We start from the raw sequence: 16,634 nt of genomic DNA on the forward strand, positions 1-16,634 counted from the left end.
TCAGAGCAGTCCGCGGATCGCTTCGGCGGACAAGGTGAGTTTGGGCAGGAACCCGCGGGCGGGGCTCGCGGCCACCAGATCCGCGAAATCCTGCTCATCGTGGGTGGAGGTGAGGATCACCGCGATATCCCGGTGGCTGTCATTGAGCCGCCCGGCGACATCGAAACCGCTGTCTGCCCCCAGGTCCACGTCCACGAGCACGAGGTCGGGGTGCAGTTCGGCGGCCAACCGTTCCGCCTCCGCTGCGTCCGCCGCGGCGCCGACCACCGCGAAGCCACCGCGTTCCAGCATGGCGCGCGCGGCGTCCCGGAACGCGGCGCTGTCATCGACGATCAAGCAGCGCGGAACAGTCATGACACCAGCTTGGCAGGGCGGGCCCGGCGCTCGCATTCCTGTTAACGGGAATCTTCGCCGATGCCGCCATCCCTGCGCGGGGCTACCATCGCCCGGTGACCTGGCGAACCCTGCCGCATCGAATGCTGGCGCAGGTGGTGCGCCCCACCGCGCGCCCGGTCGGCGTCGGCATCATCGTGGCAATCCTGTTCCTGATCGCCGAGGTCGGTGCGGTGGCCGCGCTCAAGCAGGTTGCCCCCGAGAATGCGTTCGGTGCGCTGCTCCTGCTCGGTGTGCTGGTGGTCTCGGCGGGCTGGGATGTCGGATTGGCCGTCGCGACCTCGCTGGCAAGTGCGGCGGTGTATGCCTATCTGCACCTGGAGGGCCGGGACAGCCTGGCCCCCGCGCTGGCGGTGTTCCTCACGCTGGCGTTGCTGACCAATGTCCTTGTCGGGCAGGCCCGATTGCGTGCCGCCGAAGCCGAACAGCGCCGAGCGCACGCCGATTCCCTGGCCGCGCAGCAGGCCGCGCTGCGCAGGGTGGCCACCCTCGTCGCGCGGTCCGCCGACCCTGCAGAGGTGTCCGCCGTGGCCGTCGATGAGCTTTCCCAGAGCCTCGGCGCCGATCATGTGACGCTGGTGCGTTTCGAATCCGAACACAGCTGCGTCGTGGTCGCCGCGCGCGACCGCGCCGATCCGGCGGGAAGCAACGCACTGCACGCCGGTGAGCGGTTCCCGCTGACCGGTGACAGCATCAGCGCCCGCATCCTGCGGACCGGTCTGCCCGACCGCATCGATGACTACGCCACCGCCGCCGGCCCCATCGCCGCGCGGCTGCAGGGCCTCGGGGTGCGGTCGGGAGCCGGCACCCCGCTGATCGTGGACGGCGCCGTCCGAGGCGCCCTGCTGGTGGGATCACGTCAGTCACAGGCAATTTCGCCACACCTGCAGGATCACGTCGGCGACTTCGCCGATCTCGTCTCCACGGCGCTCGCCAACGCCGAGACCCGCGCCGAGCTCACCGCATCCCGTGCGCGCATCGTGGCCGCCGCCGATGAGGCGCGGCGCGGTTTCGAACGCGACCTGCACGACGGCGCCCAGCAGCGCATCGTGTCACTGAGCCTGCAGCTGCGTGCGATAGAGGCCACCGCCGACGAGCCCCTGCGCGCGGAGCTGTCGCAGGTGGTCACCGGGTTGGCGGAGCTGCACACCGATCTGCAGGAACTGTCGCGTGGCATGCATCCGGCCGTGCTGTCCCGGGGCGGGCTGCGCCCGGCGCTGCGGGCGTTGGCGCGCCGGTCGCCCGTTCCCGTGGAACTCGATGTGCGGGCCGAGGGCCGGCTGCCCGAGTCTGTCGAGGTGGCGGCCTACTACGTCATTGCCGAAGCGCTGACCAACACGGCGAAATACGCCGGGGCGGAGGTGGTGACGGTCTGTCTCTACGTCGAGGAAGGCGTGCTGCACCTGTCGGTCGCCGACGACGGCGTCGGCGGCGCCCAGACGGGCGGGGGGTCGGGGCTGATCGGTCTGCGGGACCGGGTGGAGGCGCTGTCGGGGCAGTTCACGGTGACCAGCACTGCGGGTGAGGGCACCACGCTGCGCGCGACAATCCCGGTCAGCTCCTGAACTGCAGCACCCGGCACGCCTCGGGGTCGGCCTTGGCGACGGTCATCCGCCCGACATAGGACGGGTGCCGGTGCTTGGCCTCATTGATCGCGCGCAGGTTGCGCCGGGCACGGCGCGCGGAGAGTTCGACGACATTGGTGTCGGCCAGTGCAATCATCGCCATGATGTCCTCCTTGGGGCGGCTACTCACCGTCTGTGTCCCAGACTCCGCTGCGGACCATTGAGAACCCTCAACAGAAGCCGTGAACTTGGTAAGAAGAATGCCCGCTGACGTGGGACGTCAAACGCCGCGAGGTCAGCTATTTCGCCGGGCTTCGCATGTGGCGCCGCCCGGCGCTGTCACTACCTTTGCTGAGAAAGCTCAGCGATCCACCGGTGGCCGGGGTGGACCCGGTTGAGCCAATCACCCAGCCGTGACCGCCGTTGCGTGTCCAGGGACGGCAGAACCCGGACAAAATCGTTCTGGTCCTTGGCCCGAAGATGCTTGGCCTTGAAGAGCAACACCACCTCGGGTGCGAGGTGCGGGATGCCGCTGCGGGTGTGCAGGATCAACTCGCTGTAGGGCAGCGTTATCGACGGGTCGCGGCGACAGATCCAGCGTTCGCCGACGTGCGGTTCCCGGAACACGTCGAGGTGATAGTGACCGCTCGCGGGGTCCCGCAGCCAGGTCTGGAAGTGGTTCGCCCGTTCCTCGGGGTACGGCCATACCTGGCCGTCGCCCACCACATCCCAGTGGAATCCCGGCAGCGCCGCCTCGATCTCCTCGAACCGCGAGGCGGGCACGGCTATCTCGAGGTCGTCGTGTTCGCGGGCCACCGAGTCGGAGAACAGTTCCAGGGCCCACCCGGCCGCCACGTACCACGGGGCGGTGACCGACGACAGTCGCCGGGCGACCTCGTCGGGCGTCCACGGCCGCCACGCCTCATCGATCTCAGCGTCGGTCAGGCGCCGTCCGGTCACCCGCTCGCTGGACCTTTAGAAGTCCCAGTCCTCGTCCTGGGTGTTCACGGCCTTGCCGATCACGTAACTGGAGCCCGAACCGGAGAAGAAGTCGTGGTTCTCGTCGGCGTTGGGGCTCAGCGCGGACAGGATCGCCGGGTTGACGTCGGTCTCGTCCTTCGGGAACAGCGCCTCGTAACCGAGGTTCATCAGCGCCTTGTTGGCGTTGTAGCGCAGGAACTTCTTGACGTCCTCGCTCAGCCCGACACCGTCGTAGAGATCCTGGGTGTATTCGACCTCGTTGTCGTAGAGCTCGAAGAGCAACTCGTAGGTGTAGTCCTTGAGCTCCTGCTTGCGCGCGTCGTCGACCAGGGCCAGGCCCTTCTGATACTTGTAGCCGATGTAGTACCCGTGCACGGCCTCGTCGCGGATGATCAGCCGGATCATGTCGGCGGTGTTGGTGAGCTTGGCACGGCTGGACCAGTACATCGGCAGATAGAAGCCGGAGTAGAACAGGAAGCTCTCCAGCAGCGTGGAGGCCACCTTGCGCTTGAGCGGGTCGTCGCCCTTGTAGAAGTCCATCACGATCTGCGCCTTGCGCTGCAGGTTCGGATTTTCCTCCGACCAGCGGAACGCCTCGTCGATCTCGGCCGTCGAGCACAACGTGGAGAAGATGTTGCTGTAGCTCTTGGCGTGCACCGACTCCATGAACGCGATGTTGGTGTACACGGCCTCTTCGTGCGGGGTCAGCGCGTCGGGGATGAGGCTGACGGCGCCGACGGTGCCCTGGATGGTGTCCAGCAGGGTCAGGCCGGTGAAGACCCGCATGGTGAGCTGCTTCTCGTGCTCGTTGAGGGTGCCCCAGGACGGAATGTCATTGGAGACCGGCACCTTCTCGGGCAACCAGAAGTTGCCGGTCAGCCGCTCCCACACCTCGGCATCTTTGTCGTCCTGCAGACGGTTCCAGTTGATGGCCGAGACGCGGTCGATCAGCTTCATTCCATCGGACACCTTGGACCCCATTTCACCTGGCTTTTTGAGCTTTCGCCGGGATGTATCCCGCGACGAAGCCAACACTACAACTGGTGTGCGACATCGCCCAGCTATACGAGATGTTGTGTTCTGGCGTGTCGCGGCTCAGGGCTGCTCCCGGTAGAAGATCATGCCGCCGGGGTCACCCGGTCCAGCAACTCCTGCAACGCCACCAGGTCCAGATACGCGGTGACGCGCACCACCCGATCGTCGCGCATCGTCATCACCCACGCGTACTCGTTGACATACGGGCGGCCGTCCAGGGCGGTGGCGGTGCCGCGCCAACGGGCCACCACCACGTCACTGTCGGTGACCAGTTCGCGGACCTCGGCCTGGATCGGGCCGTCGAGCCGGGACACGATGGGACCGGCGCCATCGCGCAGGAAATCGGAGCGACTGGTGTAGATGGCCGGCCCCGTTGCGCGCGCCACCGTCCATTCCACGTCGTCGGCGAGAATCGCATAGAAACTGTCCTCGTCACTCACCCCGCGGGCGAACGCGTCGCGCACCAGATCGGCATTGCGCTGTTGCTGCCCACCGCGTGCCGAATTCTCCGCAGCGCCAGTGCATCCGAGCAGCACGGTGGCCGCCAGCGCGCCGACCACCCACAGGGCGAACCGTGTCATCAATGTCATGACATCGACGCTAGGGCGGCCTCGGCGGGTCTGGGAGACCGCGGTTCTCCTAGGAACGCACCGTCTGCGGCAGGCGCGTGAATTCGTACTCCACAGGCCGGAAACGCCGCGTCGCCAGCCAGTACTGCCAGGTCATGCCGCTCCACAGGGTGCGGTTGACGCCGTGGGCGTCCATGTACCAGCTCTTACAACCGCCGGTGCTGAACACCGTGCCGGCCAGGTCGTGCTGCAGCTCGGCGTTGTATTCATCCTGCGCGCGGCGGCTCGGCGCGAGCGCGACCGCACCCGCTTCGTCCACCGCGGCGATGGCCTGGGCGGCGTAACGGATCTGGGACTCGATCATGAACACCACCGAGTTGTGCCCGAGTGCGGTGTTCGGTCCGAGCAGGAAGAACAGGTTGGGCATCCCGGCCACGGTAATCCCGCGGTGAGCCGCCATCCCCTCGGCAGTCCATCGATCCACCAGGTCCTCACCGTCGGCGCCCTTGATGTCGACGTAGGTGTAGGAGTCGGTGACATGGAATCCGGTGGCCCACACCACCACATCCACTGGATGTTCCACGCCGTCGGCGGTGACGATACCGCCGGAGGTGATCCGTTCGATCCGCTCGGTGATCACGCCGGCCTTCGGGTTGGCGATCCCGCGATAGTAGTTGTCGGAGTTGAGGATTCGCTTGCAGCCGGCGCGATAGTCGGGGGTGAGCTTGCGCTGCAGCTCGGGATCTTTGATGCTGCGCTTGATATTCCATTTACCCATCAGCTCGCCGATCTTGAGCAGCCGGGGCTGTTTGGTCATGGCGAAGCCCACGCCCTCGTGAATCCAGTAGATACCGGCCCGCAGCATCGCCCGGACGCCCGGCACGGAGGCGAACACGGTGCGCATCCACTGCGGGAAGGCGTTGTTGGGCCGGGGCATCACCCAGGCCGGGGTGCGCTGGTAGAGCTGCAGTTCGGCGACATCGTCGACGATGGCCGGCACGATCTGGATGGCACTCGCACCGGTACCGACCACCGCCACCCGTTTGCCCCTGATGTCCACACTGTGGTCCCACTGCGCGGAATGGAAAGCCGCACCCGCGAATTCGTCGATTCCAGGGATTTCGGGAATCAGTGGGATGTGCAATCCGCCGGCACCGGAGACCAGGAATTGCGCGACGTACTCCTGCCCGGCGGCATCGAACACATGCCAGCGCGATTCACCCTCGTCCCAGTGCGCACGGTCGACGTGCGCGCCGAACCGGATGTGGCGACGCAAACCGTGCTTGTCGGTGACACCCTTGAGGTAGTCGAAAATTTCGGGCTGGAAGGACCACATGTGCGTCCAGTCGGCTTTGGGCTCGAACGAGAACGAGTACATGTGCGACGGGATGTCGCATGCGCAGCCCGGGTAGGTGTTGTCGCGCCAGGTGCCGCCGATCTCATCGGACTTCTCCAGTATCAGGAAGTCGACGCCCTGTTTCTTCAGCGCGATCCCCATGCCGAGTCCGGAGAATCCGGATCCGATGATCAGTGCGCGGGTGGTGATGGCAGACATGACGTCAACGCCTTTCCTGGGAACGCCGGTACCGGATATTCCTCAGTGTTCCGGCAGCGGACAACACGTGTCAACGCCCCACGTGGGTGCCGAGTTCCGGTGCGGATGCCGATCAGGCCTGCGGTGCCGGCTCCTGGCGGCGCACCGCATTGTGGATGGGTTGATCGGGGTCGATCTGGACACCCAGCAGTTCGGCGGTGCCGTTCACCGCACCCATCATGATCGTCGTCATATGGGAGATGAACTCGTCAGCAGGCATCCGGCGCGGACTGTCGGCGTCGCCGCCGAGCCACCAGTCGGTCGCCGAGGCCGCGGTGCCGAAAAGGGCGAAGGCGGCCAACTCGAAGACGGCGGGATTGAGATCCATCTCACTGAGCTCGCCGCTGACCATTTCCGCGATCGCCAGCGTGATGTCGCGACCACGGTTGACCGTGGTCATCGCGGCCGCGGACTGGTCGGCGAACCGGCCCTGCAGCAGGAAACGTACGACGTTCGGATGCTGGTCCACCAGCTCGACGTAATGCTCGACGGCACGGCCGATGACCTGACGCGCGGAGTCGGATTCGATGTCGATGGACGGGATGACCGCGGCCCACAGCATGTCTCGCATGCGCTCGCCGATCTGGGCGAACATGTCGGACTTGTCGGTGAAGTGGCGGTAGATCTTCGGTTTGGCGGTGCCCGCCTCCTCGGCGATCTCGCGCACGCTGACGTTGGGGCCGAGACGGTCGATGGCACGGAAGGCGGCCTCGACGATCTCCGCGCGGACCTTTTTGCGGTGTTCACGCCAACGTTCGCTGCGCGCGTCGACCTTCGCACCGGGCTGTCCCGGCAGCGGAAGCGATGGTCTGCGCACCCGCTCACTGTACCGGGCGATGCTGACCTGGTCAGACTGCCCGCCAGAGCGGGCGGTTTGGCCCGCGTCCGAAGTGGGTAACCCTCGGCCCAGATTCCGCCGCCCGGCGTCCGGCACGTTGCTTCGGTAGCATCCAAAGGTCACAGCCCACCTCATCGAGACGAGACAATGAGTGCCCCATACGACGTAGTAATCGCGGGCGGGGGCCCCTCAGGTTCGGCCGCTGCGTGGCAGGCCGCACAGGCCGGCGCGCGTGTTGTCGTCCTGGACAAGGCCGAGTTCCCCCGAGCCAAACCCTGCGGTGACGGGCTGACCGCTCGCGCCGTGAGCTACCTGCAGAAAATGGGACTGGCCGACGAGGTCGCCACCTACCACCGCGTGAACAAGGTGACGGTGTTCAGCCCGAGCGCATGGGAGCTGTCGTTCCCGCGCCGCCCCGGTATGCCCGATCACGGTCACACCGTGAGCCGCGAGCACCTGGACACCGTCCTGCTCAAGCACGCCGAATCCGCCGGCGCCGAAGTTCGCCAGGGCGCCGAGGTGGCCGGCCCGGAGTTCGACGCGAACGGCCGCGTGATCGGCGTGGTCCTCAAGAGCGGGGAGAAGGTGCTCGGCGATGCCGTCATCGCCGCCGACGGCGCCTACTCCCCCATCAAGCGCGCCCTCAAGCTGGATTCGGCCTACAACGGCTACTCGGCGATCGCCATCCGCTCTGAGATGCACCTCAACCGGCCCGACAACGACAGCCTCGACATCTATTTGAAGCTGCTCTTCCAGGGCGATCAGCTACCCGGCTACGGCTGGGTGTTCCCGATGGGCAACAACGTCTTCAACATCGGCCTCGGCTATGTGAACAGCTATAAGAACTGGCAGTCCATCAACGCCACCCAATTCCTCGGCGAGTTCCTGCGCAGCCTGCCCGCCGAGTGGGAGGCACCGCCCATCGAAGAGCTCAAGAAGAACAAGAGTGTCCGTGCCTGGCGACTTCCGATGGGCTTCACCGCCTGGCCGCCGTGGCGACCCGGGGTGTTGTTCACCGGCGACTCGCTGGGCGCGGGCAAGCCGGCCTCGGGGGCGGGAATCTCCAAGGCCCTCGAATCCGGACTGGCGGCCGGTGAGTGTGCCCTCGCCGCGTTGAACAACGGCGGGCCCGACGATTTCACCAACTACGCGCAGCGCATGGAAGCGGCGTGGGGCAAGGAGTACAAGCGTGGCCGCTACATGCACAAGCTGATCGGCTACCCGAAGGTCGCGGACGCCGGCATCAAGCTCATCGACAACGCCGCGTTCCGGGACCGGATGCTCAAGGCGCTGTACAAGAAGGCGCAGGGGCCGCAGCACAAGGTCATGTAATCGACGTCGAGTGGCCAGTTGTGGCACGGTTTTTGCACTTTTGCGTGCCGCAACTGGCCACTGGCCAACCGCTGGGTGTCATAGGACGTGGGTAGCGTGCGGGTCATGGAACAACGCATCAGCCTGATCACGCTCGGCGTTGACGACCTCGGCCGCGCCCGCACCTTCTATGAGCAAGGCTTGGGCTGGACGCCCAAGACCGCCCTCGAAGGGGTCGTCTTCTACCAGTTGCCCGGTATCGCGTTGGCGCTGTTCGGCCGCAAGGATCTCGCCGAAGATGCCCATCACCCGGTCGACGGCCGGTTCAGCGGTATCACCATTGCGATCAATCAGCGCACCGAGGCCGACGTCGACGCCGTGCTGGCCGAGGCGCACGCCGCCGGCGCGACGATCCTCAAGCCGGCCGAAAAGGTGTTCTGGGGCGGCTACTCCGGGTACTTCGCCGACCCCGACGGCCACGTCTGGGAAGTCGCGCTCAACCCGGAGTGGACGATCAATCCCGATGGCACGCTGACAATCTGAGGTCGCTACCCGCCGCCGCGCCGCCGGCTCTTGGTGAGTTCGATCGGGTCGATCTCCACCCGCGACCACTGCGCCGCCATCTCCAGGCTGTGCGCGCGGCCCGAGTGCACATGGTGAAACGCCGACGCGGCGGCCCGGTCCGGGTCGTGCTCGGCGATCGCCGCGAGCAACTCCTCGTGCTCGTGACATTGGACCTGGGCGTCACGGTCGCTGGTGAGGTGGAACAGCCACTGCACCCTCGCCTGTAGCGGTTCCAGCAGCGATTCCAACAGCGGATTGGCGGCCAGGTCGACGATGATGACATGGAAGGTGGCATTGGCCGCCGCGATGGCGGGGCCGTCATTGCGCTCGGTCGCCTTCCGCGCGGTATCCAGTTGGGCGGCAAGCAAATCCAGACCGGCCTGATCGGCCCGCTCGGCGGCCAACCGGGCGGCGAGCACCTCCAGGCTTTCCCGGACGTCGAACAGATCCCGTACATCGTCGACGGTGAACGGTGACACGATCGCCCCCTGCCGGGGCACGACGACCACCAGCCCGTCCTGGGCCAGTCGCTGCATCGCCTCGCGCAGCGGGATCCGCGACACCTTCAGTTGCTCGGCCAGGTCCCGCTCGATCAGCCGGGTGCCGGGCGCGAGTTCCAGACCGACGATGCGGGCCCGCAACTCGTCATAGGCATGTTCGCGCAACGGCTTTCGACTGTGCGCCACCACTGAGGTCACTTTCTGAGCCTTTCCCGTCGGCGTTCCCGTCGAGCTTAACCCACCCGCCATTAGCGGTATACCATTAACTCGATCCTTACATTCGAGTAACCGCACCGAAATGGCCGGGTTCGATGCTTCTGCGTAACGGTATACCGCTAACCGGTAGCCACTGAGACCAGGAGAATCCATGAAGACCCACCCGAAAATTCTCGCCATGGCCGCCGCGGGTGCGCTCGCGGTGGCCACCTCGGCATGCGGTTCCTCCGGTGACACCGCGGACAGCGACGCACTGTCCGTCGGCGTGTTCCTGCCCGGGTCCATCAACGACACCGGCTTCATGCAGTCGGGATATGAAGGCTATCAACGTGTCCAGGCCACCTTCGGCGACAAGATCGACGCCGGCTACGTCGAGCAGGTGGCCGCCGCCGACTATCAGCAGGCGCTCCAGCGTTTCGCCTCCCAGAACGACCTGGTGATCTCGGTGGGCGGGCAGACCGACGCCGACGTCCGCAAGGTCGCGCCCCAGTTCCCGGATGTGAAGTTCGTCGAGATCGGCGGACCCTCGGATGCCGAACCACTGCCGAACCTCGCCTACTACGACCCGCAGCAGGCCGAAGCCGAGTTCCTCTCCGGCGCGGCGGCCGCCGCAGCGTCCAAGACCGGCACCGTCGGCTTCGTCGGCGGTGTCGAACTGCCCGCAATCGTCAACGCCGCCGTCGCTTTCGGCAACGGCGCCCGCTTCGTGCGCCCCGATGTCACCGTGCTTAACCCGCAGTACGTCGGCGACTTCAATGACCCGGCGAAGGCCAAGCAGGCCGCGGGCACCGCGTATGCCAGCGGCGCCGACGTGCTCGGCCAGATCGTCAACCTCGGCAAGCAGGGCATGGAACAGGCGGCCAAGGAATCCGGCAACCGGCTCAACGGTGGCCCAATCCCCGGCGAATGCACCGACAGCGTCTATGCGGGCTACGTCCGCACCGATATCGGCACCGAGATCGAATACGCGGTGTCCTCGGTGCTCGACGGCAGCTGGACCGCCGCCCAGGTGCCCTTCGGTGTCACCACCGACAAGGGTGGTAGCGACTTCCTGACGTGCACAACAGATCCCGCGGTCGCCGCGGCCGTCGCCGATGCCAAGGCGGCCATCGTCGCCGGCAGCGTCACACCGTACTGAGCGAGCCGGCACCGATGACCATCACAGCTCCCGAGCACACCGCGCTGCTGGCCATGAGCGGCGTCGGCAAGTCCTTCGGCCCGGTCCGCGCACTCGACGGTGTCACGCTCAGCGTGAAACCCCGCTCGGTGCACTGCATTCTGGGCGAGAACGGCGCAGGCAAGTCCACCCTGTGCACCAGCATCTACGGCACGGTCTCCCCCGATACCGGCAGCATGATGTTGGGCGGCAACGAGTACCGGCCGCGCAATCCCGCCGACGCGCTGCACGCCGGTGTCGCGATGGTCCATCAGCACTTCTCGCTGATCCCCACCATGACCGTCGCGGACAACCTGCTGCTCGGACGGGGCGGGTTCCGCCCGCCGCGCGACCGGTTGGCCACCGATCTGGATCGCATCGCCGACAGCTACGGACTTCAGGTCGACCCGAAGGCCACCGTGTCCGGGCTGACCGTCGGTGCCCGGCAACGGGTCGAGATCGTCAAGGCGCTGTTGCGGGATCCGCAGCTGATCCTGCTCGACGAGCCCACCGCGGTGCTGGACGGAAAAGAGATCGACGCACTGATCGCCACCTGCGCAGCGCTGACCGCCGACGGCAAGTCCGTCGTGCTGATCACCCACAAGCTCGGTGAGGTCGCCCGCGCCGCCGACGAGGCCACCGTGCTGCGCGGCGGGACGGTCGTCGGCGGCGGCCGGGTCTCCGATGTGGGCATGTCCACCCTGCTGGACCTGATGCTCGGCGACGCCGAACCGCTGGACCGCGTTGTGGCGCCCCGGTCACGCCGTCCCGCCGGTGACGCGGTGCTGCAGATCGGCGGGTTACGTCTCACCCGCGCCGACGGCAGCACGGCACTCGATGATGTGGACCTCACTGTCGGCCGGGGTGAGATCGTCGGCATCGCCGGCGTGGAGGGCAACGGGCAGTCCGAACTGACCTCGGTGCTCTCCGGCGCCATCGCCGCCGACGCCGGATCGGTACGGGTCGACGATGCCGACCTGACCACCGCTACACCCGCGCAGCGCACCGCCGCCGGTGTCGCGGTGATACCCGAGGATCGGCACGCGGAAGCCATCATCGGCGCCCTGTCCATTGCGGAGAACATCGCGATGCCCCGGCTGTCGGCATACCGGCGCTGGGGACTGCTCGACCGCAAGCGGATGCACGCCGACGCGGCCGCCGCGATCACCGAGTTCTCCATCCGGGCACCGGGCCCCGACACTCCCATCGGATCGTTGTCCGGGGGAAATCAGCAGAAGGTGGTGCTGGCGCGCGAGCTGTCCACCGCCGGGCTGCGGGTGGTGGTGGCGGCCCAGCCGACCCGTGGCCTCGACGCCGGGGCTGTGGCGTTCGTGCTGGATCGGCTGCGCGCCGCCGCCGACGACGGGGCCGCCGTACTGGTCACGTCCACTGAGATAGACGAACTCATCGCGGTGTGCGACCGGATCGTCGTCGCCTACCGCGGTCGCCTGCTGGGCTCGGTGTGCACGCAATCCGACACTGCGGCAAACGATATCGGAACCCTCATGACGGGCGTGGGCGCATGATGGCGGGTCTGCACGCACGCCACCCGCTGGTGGTGGCGCTGGCCGCCATGGTGATCGCCGCACTCGTCGGTTTCGTGCTGGCCGCGGCCGCCGGCGCCGGTCCCGTCGACGTCGTCGACGCACTGATCGAGGGCACCCTGGGCTCGCCGTTCGCCATCGGCACGTCCTTGAACAACGCGGCCCTGCTCATGCTGGTGGCTGCCGGCTTCACCATCGCCTACCGGGCCGGGCTGGTCAACGTCGGCGGCGAAGGTCAGCTGTGCCTCGGCGGCATCGCCGCCACCGCGGTTGGGGTGGCGATGCCCGAGGGCATCCCGATGCCGATCGCAGTGCTCGTCACCCTGACGGCCGCGGCGCTGGCCGGCGCGGGATGGGCCGCGATCGCCGCCTGGCTGCGGGTGAAGCGCGGCACCAGCGAGATCATCACCACGCTGCTGTTGAACTTCGTCGGTTTGGCGCTGGTGGTGCTGATGGTCCATGAACCCTCCCTGCTGCGCCAGCCCATGACGTCCTCGGAGACCCTCCCCCAGTCCGAGCCGCTGGCCGCCTCGGCGCACCTGCCCCTGCTCGGCCTGGCCAAGAACCCGGCGACCATCGCCATCGTGCTCGCCGTCATTCTGGTGGCTGCCGTCGGAATCATGCTGCGCCACAGCGCCGTCGGGCTACGACTCAGCGCGGTCGGGCTCTCCGGCCCGGCCTCGGCGCGCCTGGGCGTGCAGGTCGATCGCACCGCGTTTCTCGGGCTCACCACGGCGGGCGCCTTCGCCGGGCTGGGCGGTGGCTGCCTGGTCATGACCGCACCGTTCATCCTGGCCGACGGGTTCTCCTCCGGCTTCGGGTTCGCGGGGCTGGTGGTCGGTCTGCTGGCCCGCGGATCCATGACCGCCGTCGCCGCGGTCGCTGTGCTGTTCGGCTTCCTGGTGTCCGGGGGCATCAACCTGCAACTGGCCGCCGGCGTCCCGTCCTCCACCATCACCGTCGTGCAGAGCGCCCTGATCATCGTGATCGCCGGCGCGGCCTGGTGGACGTCCACCGCCCGGCAGCCCGCCCAGAAAGTAGCCGTATGAACATCACCATGCTCACCGAAATCATATCCAGCGGTGTGGCATTCGCGATCCCACTGCTGCTGGCGGCCAGCGGCGAATCGATCAGTGAGCGGGCCGGCGTGCTCAACCTCAGCATGGAGGGCATGATGCTCACCGGCGCGTTCGCCAGTGTCCTCGGCTCGGTCAGCACCGGTTCGGCCGTGGCGGGCGCACTCACCGGGCTGCTCGCCGGATTGCTCTTCGGCGTCGGTCAGGCGCTTCTGAGTGTGCGGTTTCGGGCCGACCAGATCGTGGTCGGCATCGCGGCGAACGCCCTGGCATTGGGACTCACCACGTTCGGTGCGCGGGTTCTGCTCGCCGACGGCAGGGGGCAGAACGTGGCCGCCTTCGCCGATGTCCGCATCCCGGTGCTCAGCGAGCTGCCCGTCGTCGGCCCGGCCCTGTTCGGTCAGACCCTGCTGGGCTACCTGTGCATCGGCGCCATCGTCGTGCTCGCCGTCGCCTACTCCGGCCGCACCATGGCCGGGCTCCGGGTCGACGCCGTCGGTGAGGATGCCACCTCCGCGGGATGGACCGGACTGGCGGTCAACCGGACCCGGGTGCTCGGGGTGCTCATCGCCTCAGGTGCCGGAGGCCTGGCCGGCGCACAACTCGCACTCTCGGAAGTGCGCTCCTTCAGCGAGAACATGACCGCCGGAATGGGTTACCTGGCCGTGGTGGCCGTCATCGCCGGACGCTGGAGGGTCACCGGAATCCTGTGGGCCGCACTGTTCTTCGGTGTCGCGCGGGCCATGCAGTTCGCACTGCCCGCGCTCGGGGTCGACATTCCCTACGCGGTCCTGGTGATGCTGCCCTACCTCATCGCATTGATCGCCATCAGCGGATTCGTCGGCGGCCGTAGGGCACCGTCCTGCCTGACGGTGCCCTACGTCGGCCGCGTCTGATCCGCCACCCTGCCTGTAAGGAGCTTCCATGACCCTCGTGCTGACCCACTCCGATATCGACGCGCTGATCGACCGCGCGAGCGTGTATGACGCCGTCGAGCGCGCCCACGCGGATCTGGCGACCGGCACGGCCGTCAATCCGGCACCGGCGAACCTGGCACTGCACGGCGGGGGTGCCGCGCTGCCGATGGCCGCGTCGTCTGCGCGGCACCGGGCCAGCGCGGTGAAGATGTTGTCGGACATGCCATTCAACCGGGACCGTGGGTTACCGACGCAACGGTCCACCATCCTGCTGATGTCGGCCGAGACCGGTGAATGCAGCGCGGTGCTCGACGGCCGGCTCATCACCGCGGTCCGGACGGCCGCGGCCAGTGCCGTGGCCACCGCGCACCTGGCCCGCCAATCCAGCACCGCGCTCGGGCTGATCGGGGCGGGGACCCTGGCCGTCGAGCACACCCGCGCCATCATGCGGGTCCACCCGATGGAGAAGGTGCTGGTCTGGTCGCGCAACCCGGCGACCGTCGAGGCGTTCCACGCCCGGGTGGCGGACCTGGATGTGAGCGTCGAATACGCCGAGTCCCCGCGCCAGGTTCTCGCCGCGGCCGACGTGGTCTGCACGCTGACGCCGTCGAAACAGCCGATCGCCCACGGCGCCTGGTTTCGGCCCGGCCTGCACCTCAATGCCGTCGGGGCGCCGCCGCGCCCCGATCACCGCGAGATCGACGGCGCCGGTATGGGTTCGGCGCGTCTGGTCGTCGACAGCCGTGCGACCGCGCTGGCCAAGTCCGGTGACGTGCTGCTGGCGATCGAAGAGGGCCTGTTGACCGAGGACGATATCAACGTCGAATTGGGCGACGTGATCATCGATCCCCGGCGGGGCCGGCGCAACGAGGACGACATCACCGTGTTCAATTCGGTGGGTATCGGGCTACAGGACCTGGTGACCGCCCACACGCTGGTCGCGCGTGCTGCCGAGCGAGGTATCGGGAGGACGCTGGATCTGTCGGCCTGAGCGGATCGCGGTGCCGAGACGTCCCCCGCACGCGCACCAGGTACGCACGTCTCAGCGTCGGCCGCGCTTGGCAGGTCCCGGCTTGCGGGCGACCTTGCCCGCGGCGGCGCGGGCGGCTTGCTTGGCGAGCGTCTTCTCCCGGGCGGTGCGTTTCGGCACCGGCTCGGCCTGTCCTCGCGACGAACTCGGTTTGCGGCCGCGCACGATCCCGATGAACTCCTCGACGAGCTCGGACTGTGGCCCGTCGACGAAGGCCAGCGCCACCGGGCAGGTGGGCGCATCGGCGATCGGCCGGAAGGTGAGGTCCTTGCGGTGGTGCAGCCGCGCCAGCGATTGCGGGACGATGAGAGTGCCCATCCCGGCAGCCACGAGTTCTATTGCGTCCTCGGTGGTTTCGGGCCGGTGCTCGACCGGGATGCCGGGAGCATCTGACCAGTCGACGACATTGTCGAGCGGGCGCAGCGTGCGTTCGCCGTCGAGATCCGCGGCGGTGATCGTGTCGGCGGCGGTGAGCAGATGATCGGCCGGCACCACCGCCACCGTGGTCTCCTCGTACAACGGGATGACGGCCAGCCCCGAAGTGTCCGCGGGCAGCCGTAACACCACGACGTCGACGGCACCGGTCCGCACCCGCGCGGCGGCGTCCGCGGCGGCGACGGTGCGCAGCTGCAGCGGCACGTCGGGGTGGCGCTGCGCCCAGGTCCGGGCCCATTTCGCCGGCGTCGCGCCGGGGACGTAGCCGAGCGTGAGCGAGGGCTGGGGCACCGCATCAGGCTACCGATAGGCTCTACGTCATGAGCAGGCCCAACGCGCAGTCCATGAAACCCGCCACCGCGGCGAAGAAGCTGGACGTGTACCTCCCCGCGACGCCTGAGGAGTTCCAGGAGAACGCGATCACCCGCGGTGAACTCGCGGCCCTGCTGGAGGACCCACCGCAGTGGCTCAAGGACCTGCGCAAAAACGGCCCGCACCCGAAGAACCTGGTGGCGGCCAAGCTGGGTGTCTCGATCGCCGGTCTGGCCCGCGGCGGGGTCACCGAGGCGCTGACCACCGAGCAGATCACCGCGCTGCTCGAGGAGAAGCCGGATTGGCTGGTCGCCGAACGCGAGAGCTTCCAGGCGGTGCTGACCGAGGAGCGCCGGGTGAAGGCGATGCAGGTGGACAAGCCGCGCAAGAACTGATGCTCTGACGACCGGGGCGGTTCACCGGTCGAACATGTCGCTGATGCGGTCGAAGAAGCGGTCGACGCGCTGCTCCAGTCGCGATCCCTTGCCCCACTTGTCCCAGAGGTAGATCGAGCCGAATAGCGCGGCGACGATCCCGAAGACCAGTGCGGCGATGAGGATGACCTCGACGGTTGTCGACACCGGAGCATTCTCGCGCA

19 protein-coding genes are annotated in these 16,634 nt (G+C 67.6%); 9 read left to right on the top strand and 10 right to left on the bottom strand.

The window, feature by feature from the left end:
* Nucleotides 1-354, bottom strand: a complete 354-nt coding sequence (locus tag EXE63_RS04410; RefSeq protein ID WP_168140968.1) for a response regulator — start codon at nt 352-354, stop codon at nt 1-3.
* Nucleotides 355-476: 122 nt separating this feature from the next.
* On the opposite strand from EXE63_RS04410, the gene EXE63_RS04415 reads away from it, so the two are divergent.
* On the top strand, nt 477-1,958 hold the full coding sequence (locus EXE63_RS04415; RefSeq protein WP_168145392.1) for a GAF domain-containing sensor histidine kinase: 1,482 nt from the start codon (nt 477-479) through the stop codon (nt 1,956-1,958).
* On the opposite strand, the gene EXE63_RS04420 is transcribed toward EXE63_RS04415, so the two are convergent.
* The 6 genes from EXE63_RS04420 to EXE63_RS04445 form a co-directional block, all read right to left on the bottom strand.
* Entirely contained in the window at nt 1,948-2,121 is a 174-nt protein-coding gene (locus EXE63_RS04420) for a hypothetical protein (protein WP_168140969.1), read from the bottom strand. The genes EXE63_RS04415 and EXE63_RS04420 overlap by 11 nt on opposite strands.
* A 179-nt stretch (nt 2,122-2,300) precedes the next feature.
* A complete protein-coding gene (locus EXE63_RS04425) occupies nt 2,301-2,918 on the bottom strand; it encodes a nucleotidyltransferase domain-containing protein (protein WP_168140970.1) in 618 nt (205 codons plus the stop codon).
* 15 nt (nt 2,919-2,933) lie between these two features.
* Nucleotides 2,934-3,896: a class 1b ribonucleoside-diphosphate reductase subunit beta gene (nrdF, locus tag EXE63_RS04430; protein WP_105363541.1), complete on the bottom strand. Its 963-nt coding sequence runs from the start codon at nt 3,894-3,896 to the stop codon at nt 2,934-2,936.
* 161 nt (nt 3,897-4,057) lie between these two features.
* Nucleotides 4,058-4,564 carry a nuclear transport factor 2 family protein gene (locus EXE63_RS04435; protein WP_234904359.1) on the bottom strand — a complete coding sequence of 169 codons (507 nt, stop codon included), beginning with the start codon at nt 4,562-4,564 and terminating at the stop codon, nt 4,058-4,060.
* Between the two features lie 49 nt (nt 4,565-4,613).
* Nucleotides 4,614-6,098, bottom strand: coding sequence for a flavin-containing monooxygenase (locus EXE63_RS04440; RefSeq protein ID WP_168140971.1), 1,485 nt, complete (start codon nt 6,096-6,098; stop codon nt 4,614-4,616).
* 112 nt (nt 6,099-6,210) lie between these two features.
* Complete coding sequence (locus tag EXE63_RS04445; RefSeq protein ID WP_168140972.1) at nt 6,211-6,954, bottom strand: TetR/AcrR family transcriptional regulator; 744 nt, start codon at nt 6,952-6,954, stop codon at nt 6,211-6,213.
* Between the two features lie 168 nt (nt 6,955-7,122).
* Here EXE63_RS04445 and EXE63_RS04450 point away from each other — a divergent pair, with 168 nt between their 5' ends.
* A complete protein-coding gene (locus EXE63_RS04450; protein ID WP_168140973.1) occupies nt 7,123-8,307 on the top strand; it encodes a geranylgeranyl reductase family protein in 1,185 nt (394 codons plus the stop codon).
* 105 nt (nt 8,308-8,412) lie between these two features.
* Entirely contained in the window at nt 8,413-8,829 is a 417-nt protein-coding gene (locus EXE63_RS04455) for a VOC family protein (RefSeq protein WP_168140974.1), read from the top strand.
* 5 nt (nt 8,830-8,834) lie between these two features.
* Here EXE63_RS04455 and EXE63_RS04460 read toward each other — a convergent pair whose 3' ends face one another.
* The gene (locus EXE63_RS04460; RefSeq protein WP_234904360.1) at nt 8,835-9,548 is read right to left on the bottom strand and encodes a GntR family transcriptional regulator; all 714 of its coding nucleotides are present in this window, start codon (nt 9,546-9,548) and stop codon (nt 8,835-8,837) included.
* 169 nt (nt 9,549-9,717) lie between these two features.
* On the opposite strand from EXE63_RS04460, the gene EXE63_RS04465 reads away from it, so the two are divergent.
* From EXE63_RS04465 to EXE63_RS04485, 5 genes are read left to right on the top strand one after another with little or no spacing between them, the layout of a single operon-like run.
* Nucleotides 9,718-10,704, top strand: a complete 987-nt coding sequence (locus EXE63_RS04465; protein WP_168140976.1) for a BMP family protein — start codon at nt 9,718-9,720, stop codon at nt 10,702-10,704.
* A 14-nt stretch (nt 10,705-10,718) separates the two neighbouring features.
* Nucleotides 10,719-12,248: an ABC transporter ATP-binding protein gene (locus tag EXE63_RS04470; protein WP_168140977.1), complete on the top strand. Its 1,530-nt coding sequence runs from the start codon at nt 10,719-10,721 to the stop codon at nt 12,246-12,248.
* The gene (locus tag EXE63_RS04475; RefSeq protein ID WP_210000265.1) at nt 12,245-13,315 is read left to right on the top strand and encodes an ABC transporter permease; all 1,071 of its coding nucleotides are present in this window, start codon (nt 12,245-12,247) and stop codon (nt 13,313-13,315) included. The genes EXE63_RS04470 and EXE63_RS04475 overlap by 4 nt, the downstream gene beginning before the upstream one ends.
* The gene (locus EXE63_RS04480) at nt 13,312-14,238 is read left to right on the top strand and encodes an ABC transporter permease (protein ID WP_168140978.1); all 927 of its coding nucleotides are present in this window, start codon (nt 13,312-13,314) and stop codon (nt 14,236-14,238) included. The genes EXE63_RS04475 and EXE63_RS04480 overlap by 4 nt, the downstream gene beginning before the upstream one ends.
* A gap of 28 nt (nt 14,239-14,266) precedes the next feature.
* Nucleotides 14,267-15,250: an ornithine cyclodeaminase family protein gene (locus EXE63_RS04485; RefSeq protein ID WP_168140979.1), complete on the top strand. Its 984-nt coding sequence runs from the start codon at nt 14,267-14,269 to the stop codon at nt 15,248-15,250.
* Nucleotides 15,251-15,301: 51 nt separating this feature from the next.
* Here the strand turns inward: EXE63_RS04485 and EXE63_RS04490 are convergent, their stop codons facing one another.
* Entirely contained in the window at nt 15,302-16,015 is a 714-nt protein-coding gene (locus EXE63_RS04490) for a LysR family substrate-binding domain-containing protein (RefSeq protein WP_168140980.1), read from the bottom strand.
* 29 nt (nt 16,016-16,044) lie between these two features.
* Between EXE63_RS04490 and EXE63_RS04495 the strand changes: the two genes are divergently transcribed.
* Nucleotides 16,045-16,431: a DUF5997 family protein gene (locus EXE63_RS04495; protein ID WP_168140981.1), complete on the top strand. Its 387-nt coding sequence runs from the start codon at nt 16,045-16,047 to the stop codon at nt 16,429-16,431.
* Between the two features lie 21 nt (nt 16,432-16,452).
* On the opposite strand, the gene EXE63_RS04500 is transcribed toward EXE63_RS04495, so the two are convergent.
* Entirely contained in the window at nt 16,453-16,617 is a 165-nt protein-coding gene (locus EXE63_RS04500) for a hypothetical protein (RefSeq protein WP_168140982.1), read from the bottom strand.
* Nucleotides 16,618-16,634: the final 17 nt, after the last annotated feature.

Origin of the sequence: Mycolicibacterium frederiksbergense, assembly GCF_012223425.1 — a bacterium.
GTDB classification, from domain to species: Bacteria; Actinomycetota; Actinomycetes; order Mycobacteriales; family Mycobacteriaceae; genus Mycobacterium; species Mycobacterium frederiksbergense.

Bases quoted from the DNA above. Each gene is read 5' to 3' on its own strand.
- EXE63_RS04410 (WP_168140968.1), bottom strand. From the start codon at position 354: ATGACTGTTCCGCGCTGCTTGATCGTCGATGACAGCGCCGCGTTCCGG.
- EXE63_RS04415 (WP_168145392.1), top strand. From the start codon at position 477: ATGCTGGCGCAGGTGGTGCGCCCCACCGCGCGCCCGGTCGGCGTCGGC.
- EXE63_RS04420 (WP_168140969.1), bottom strand. From the start codon at position 2,121: ATGGCGATGATTGCACTGGCCGACACCAATGTCGTCGAACTCTCCGCG.
- nrdF (WP_105363541.1), bottom strand. From the start codon at position 3,896: ATGAAGCTGATCGACCGCGTCTCGGCCATCAACTGGAACCGTCTGCAG.
- EXE63_RS04435 (WP_234904359.1), bottom strand. From the start codon at position 4,564: ATGACATTGATGACACGGTTCGCCCTGTGGGTGGTCGGCGCGCTGGCG.
- EXE63_RS04440 (WP_168140971.1), bottom strand. From the start codon at position 6,098: ATGTCTGCCATCACCACCCGCGCACTGATCATCGGATCCGGATTCTCC.
- EXE63_RS04450 (WP_168140973.1), top strand. From the start codon at position 7,123: ATGAGTGCCCCATACGACGTAGTAATCGCGGGCGGGGGCCCCTCAGGT.
- EXE63_RS04455 (WP_168140974.1), top strand. From the start codon at position 8,413: ATGGAACAACGCATCAGCCTGATCACGCTCGGCGTTGACGACCTCGGC.
- EXE63_RS04465 (WP_168140976.1), top strand. From the start codon at position 9,718: ATGAAGACCCACCCGAAAATTCTCGCCATGGCCGCCGCGGGTGCGCTC.
- EXE63_RS04470 (WP_168140977.1), top strand. From the start codon at position 10,719: ATGACCATCACAGCTCCCGAGCACACCGCGCTGCTGGCCATGAGCGGC.
- EXE63_RS04475 (WP_210000265.1), top strand. From the start codon at position 12,245: ATGATGGCGGGTCTGCACGCACGCCACCCGCTGGTGGTGGCGCTGGCC.
- EXE63_RS04480 (WP_168140978.1), top strand. From the start codon at position 13,312: ATGAACATCACCATGCTCACCGAAATCATATCCAGCGGTGTGGCATTC.
- EXE63_RS04485 (WP_168140979.1), top strand. From the start codon at position 14,267: ATGACCCTCGTGCTGACCCACTCCGATATCGACGCGCTGATCGACCGC.
- EXE63_RS04495 (WP_168140981.1), top strand. From the start codon at position 16,045: ATGAGCAGGCCCAACGCGCAGTCCATGAAACCCGCCACCGCGGCGAAG.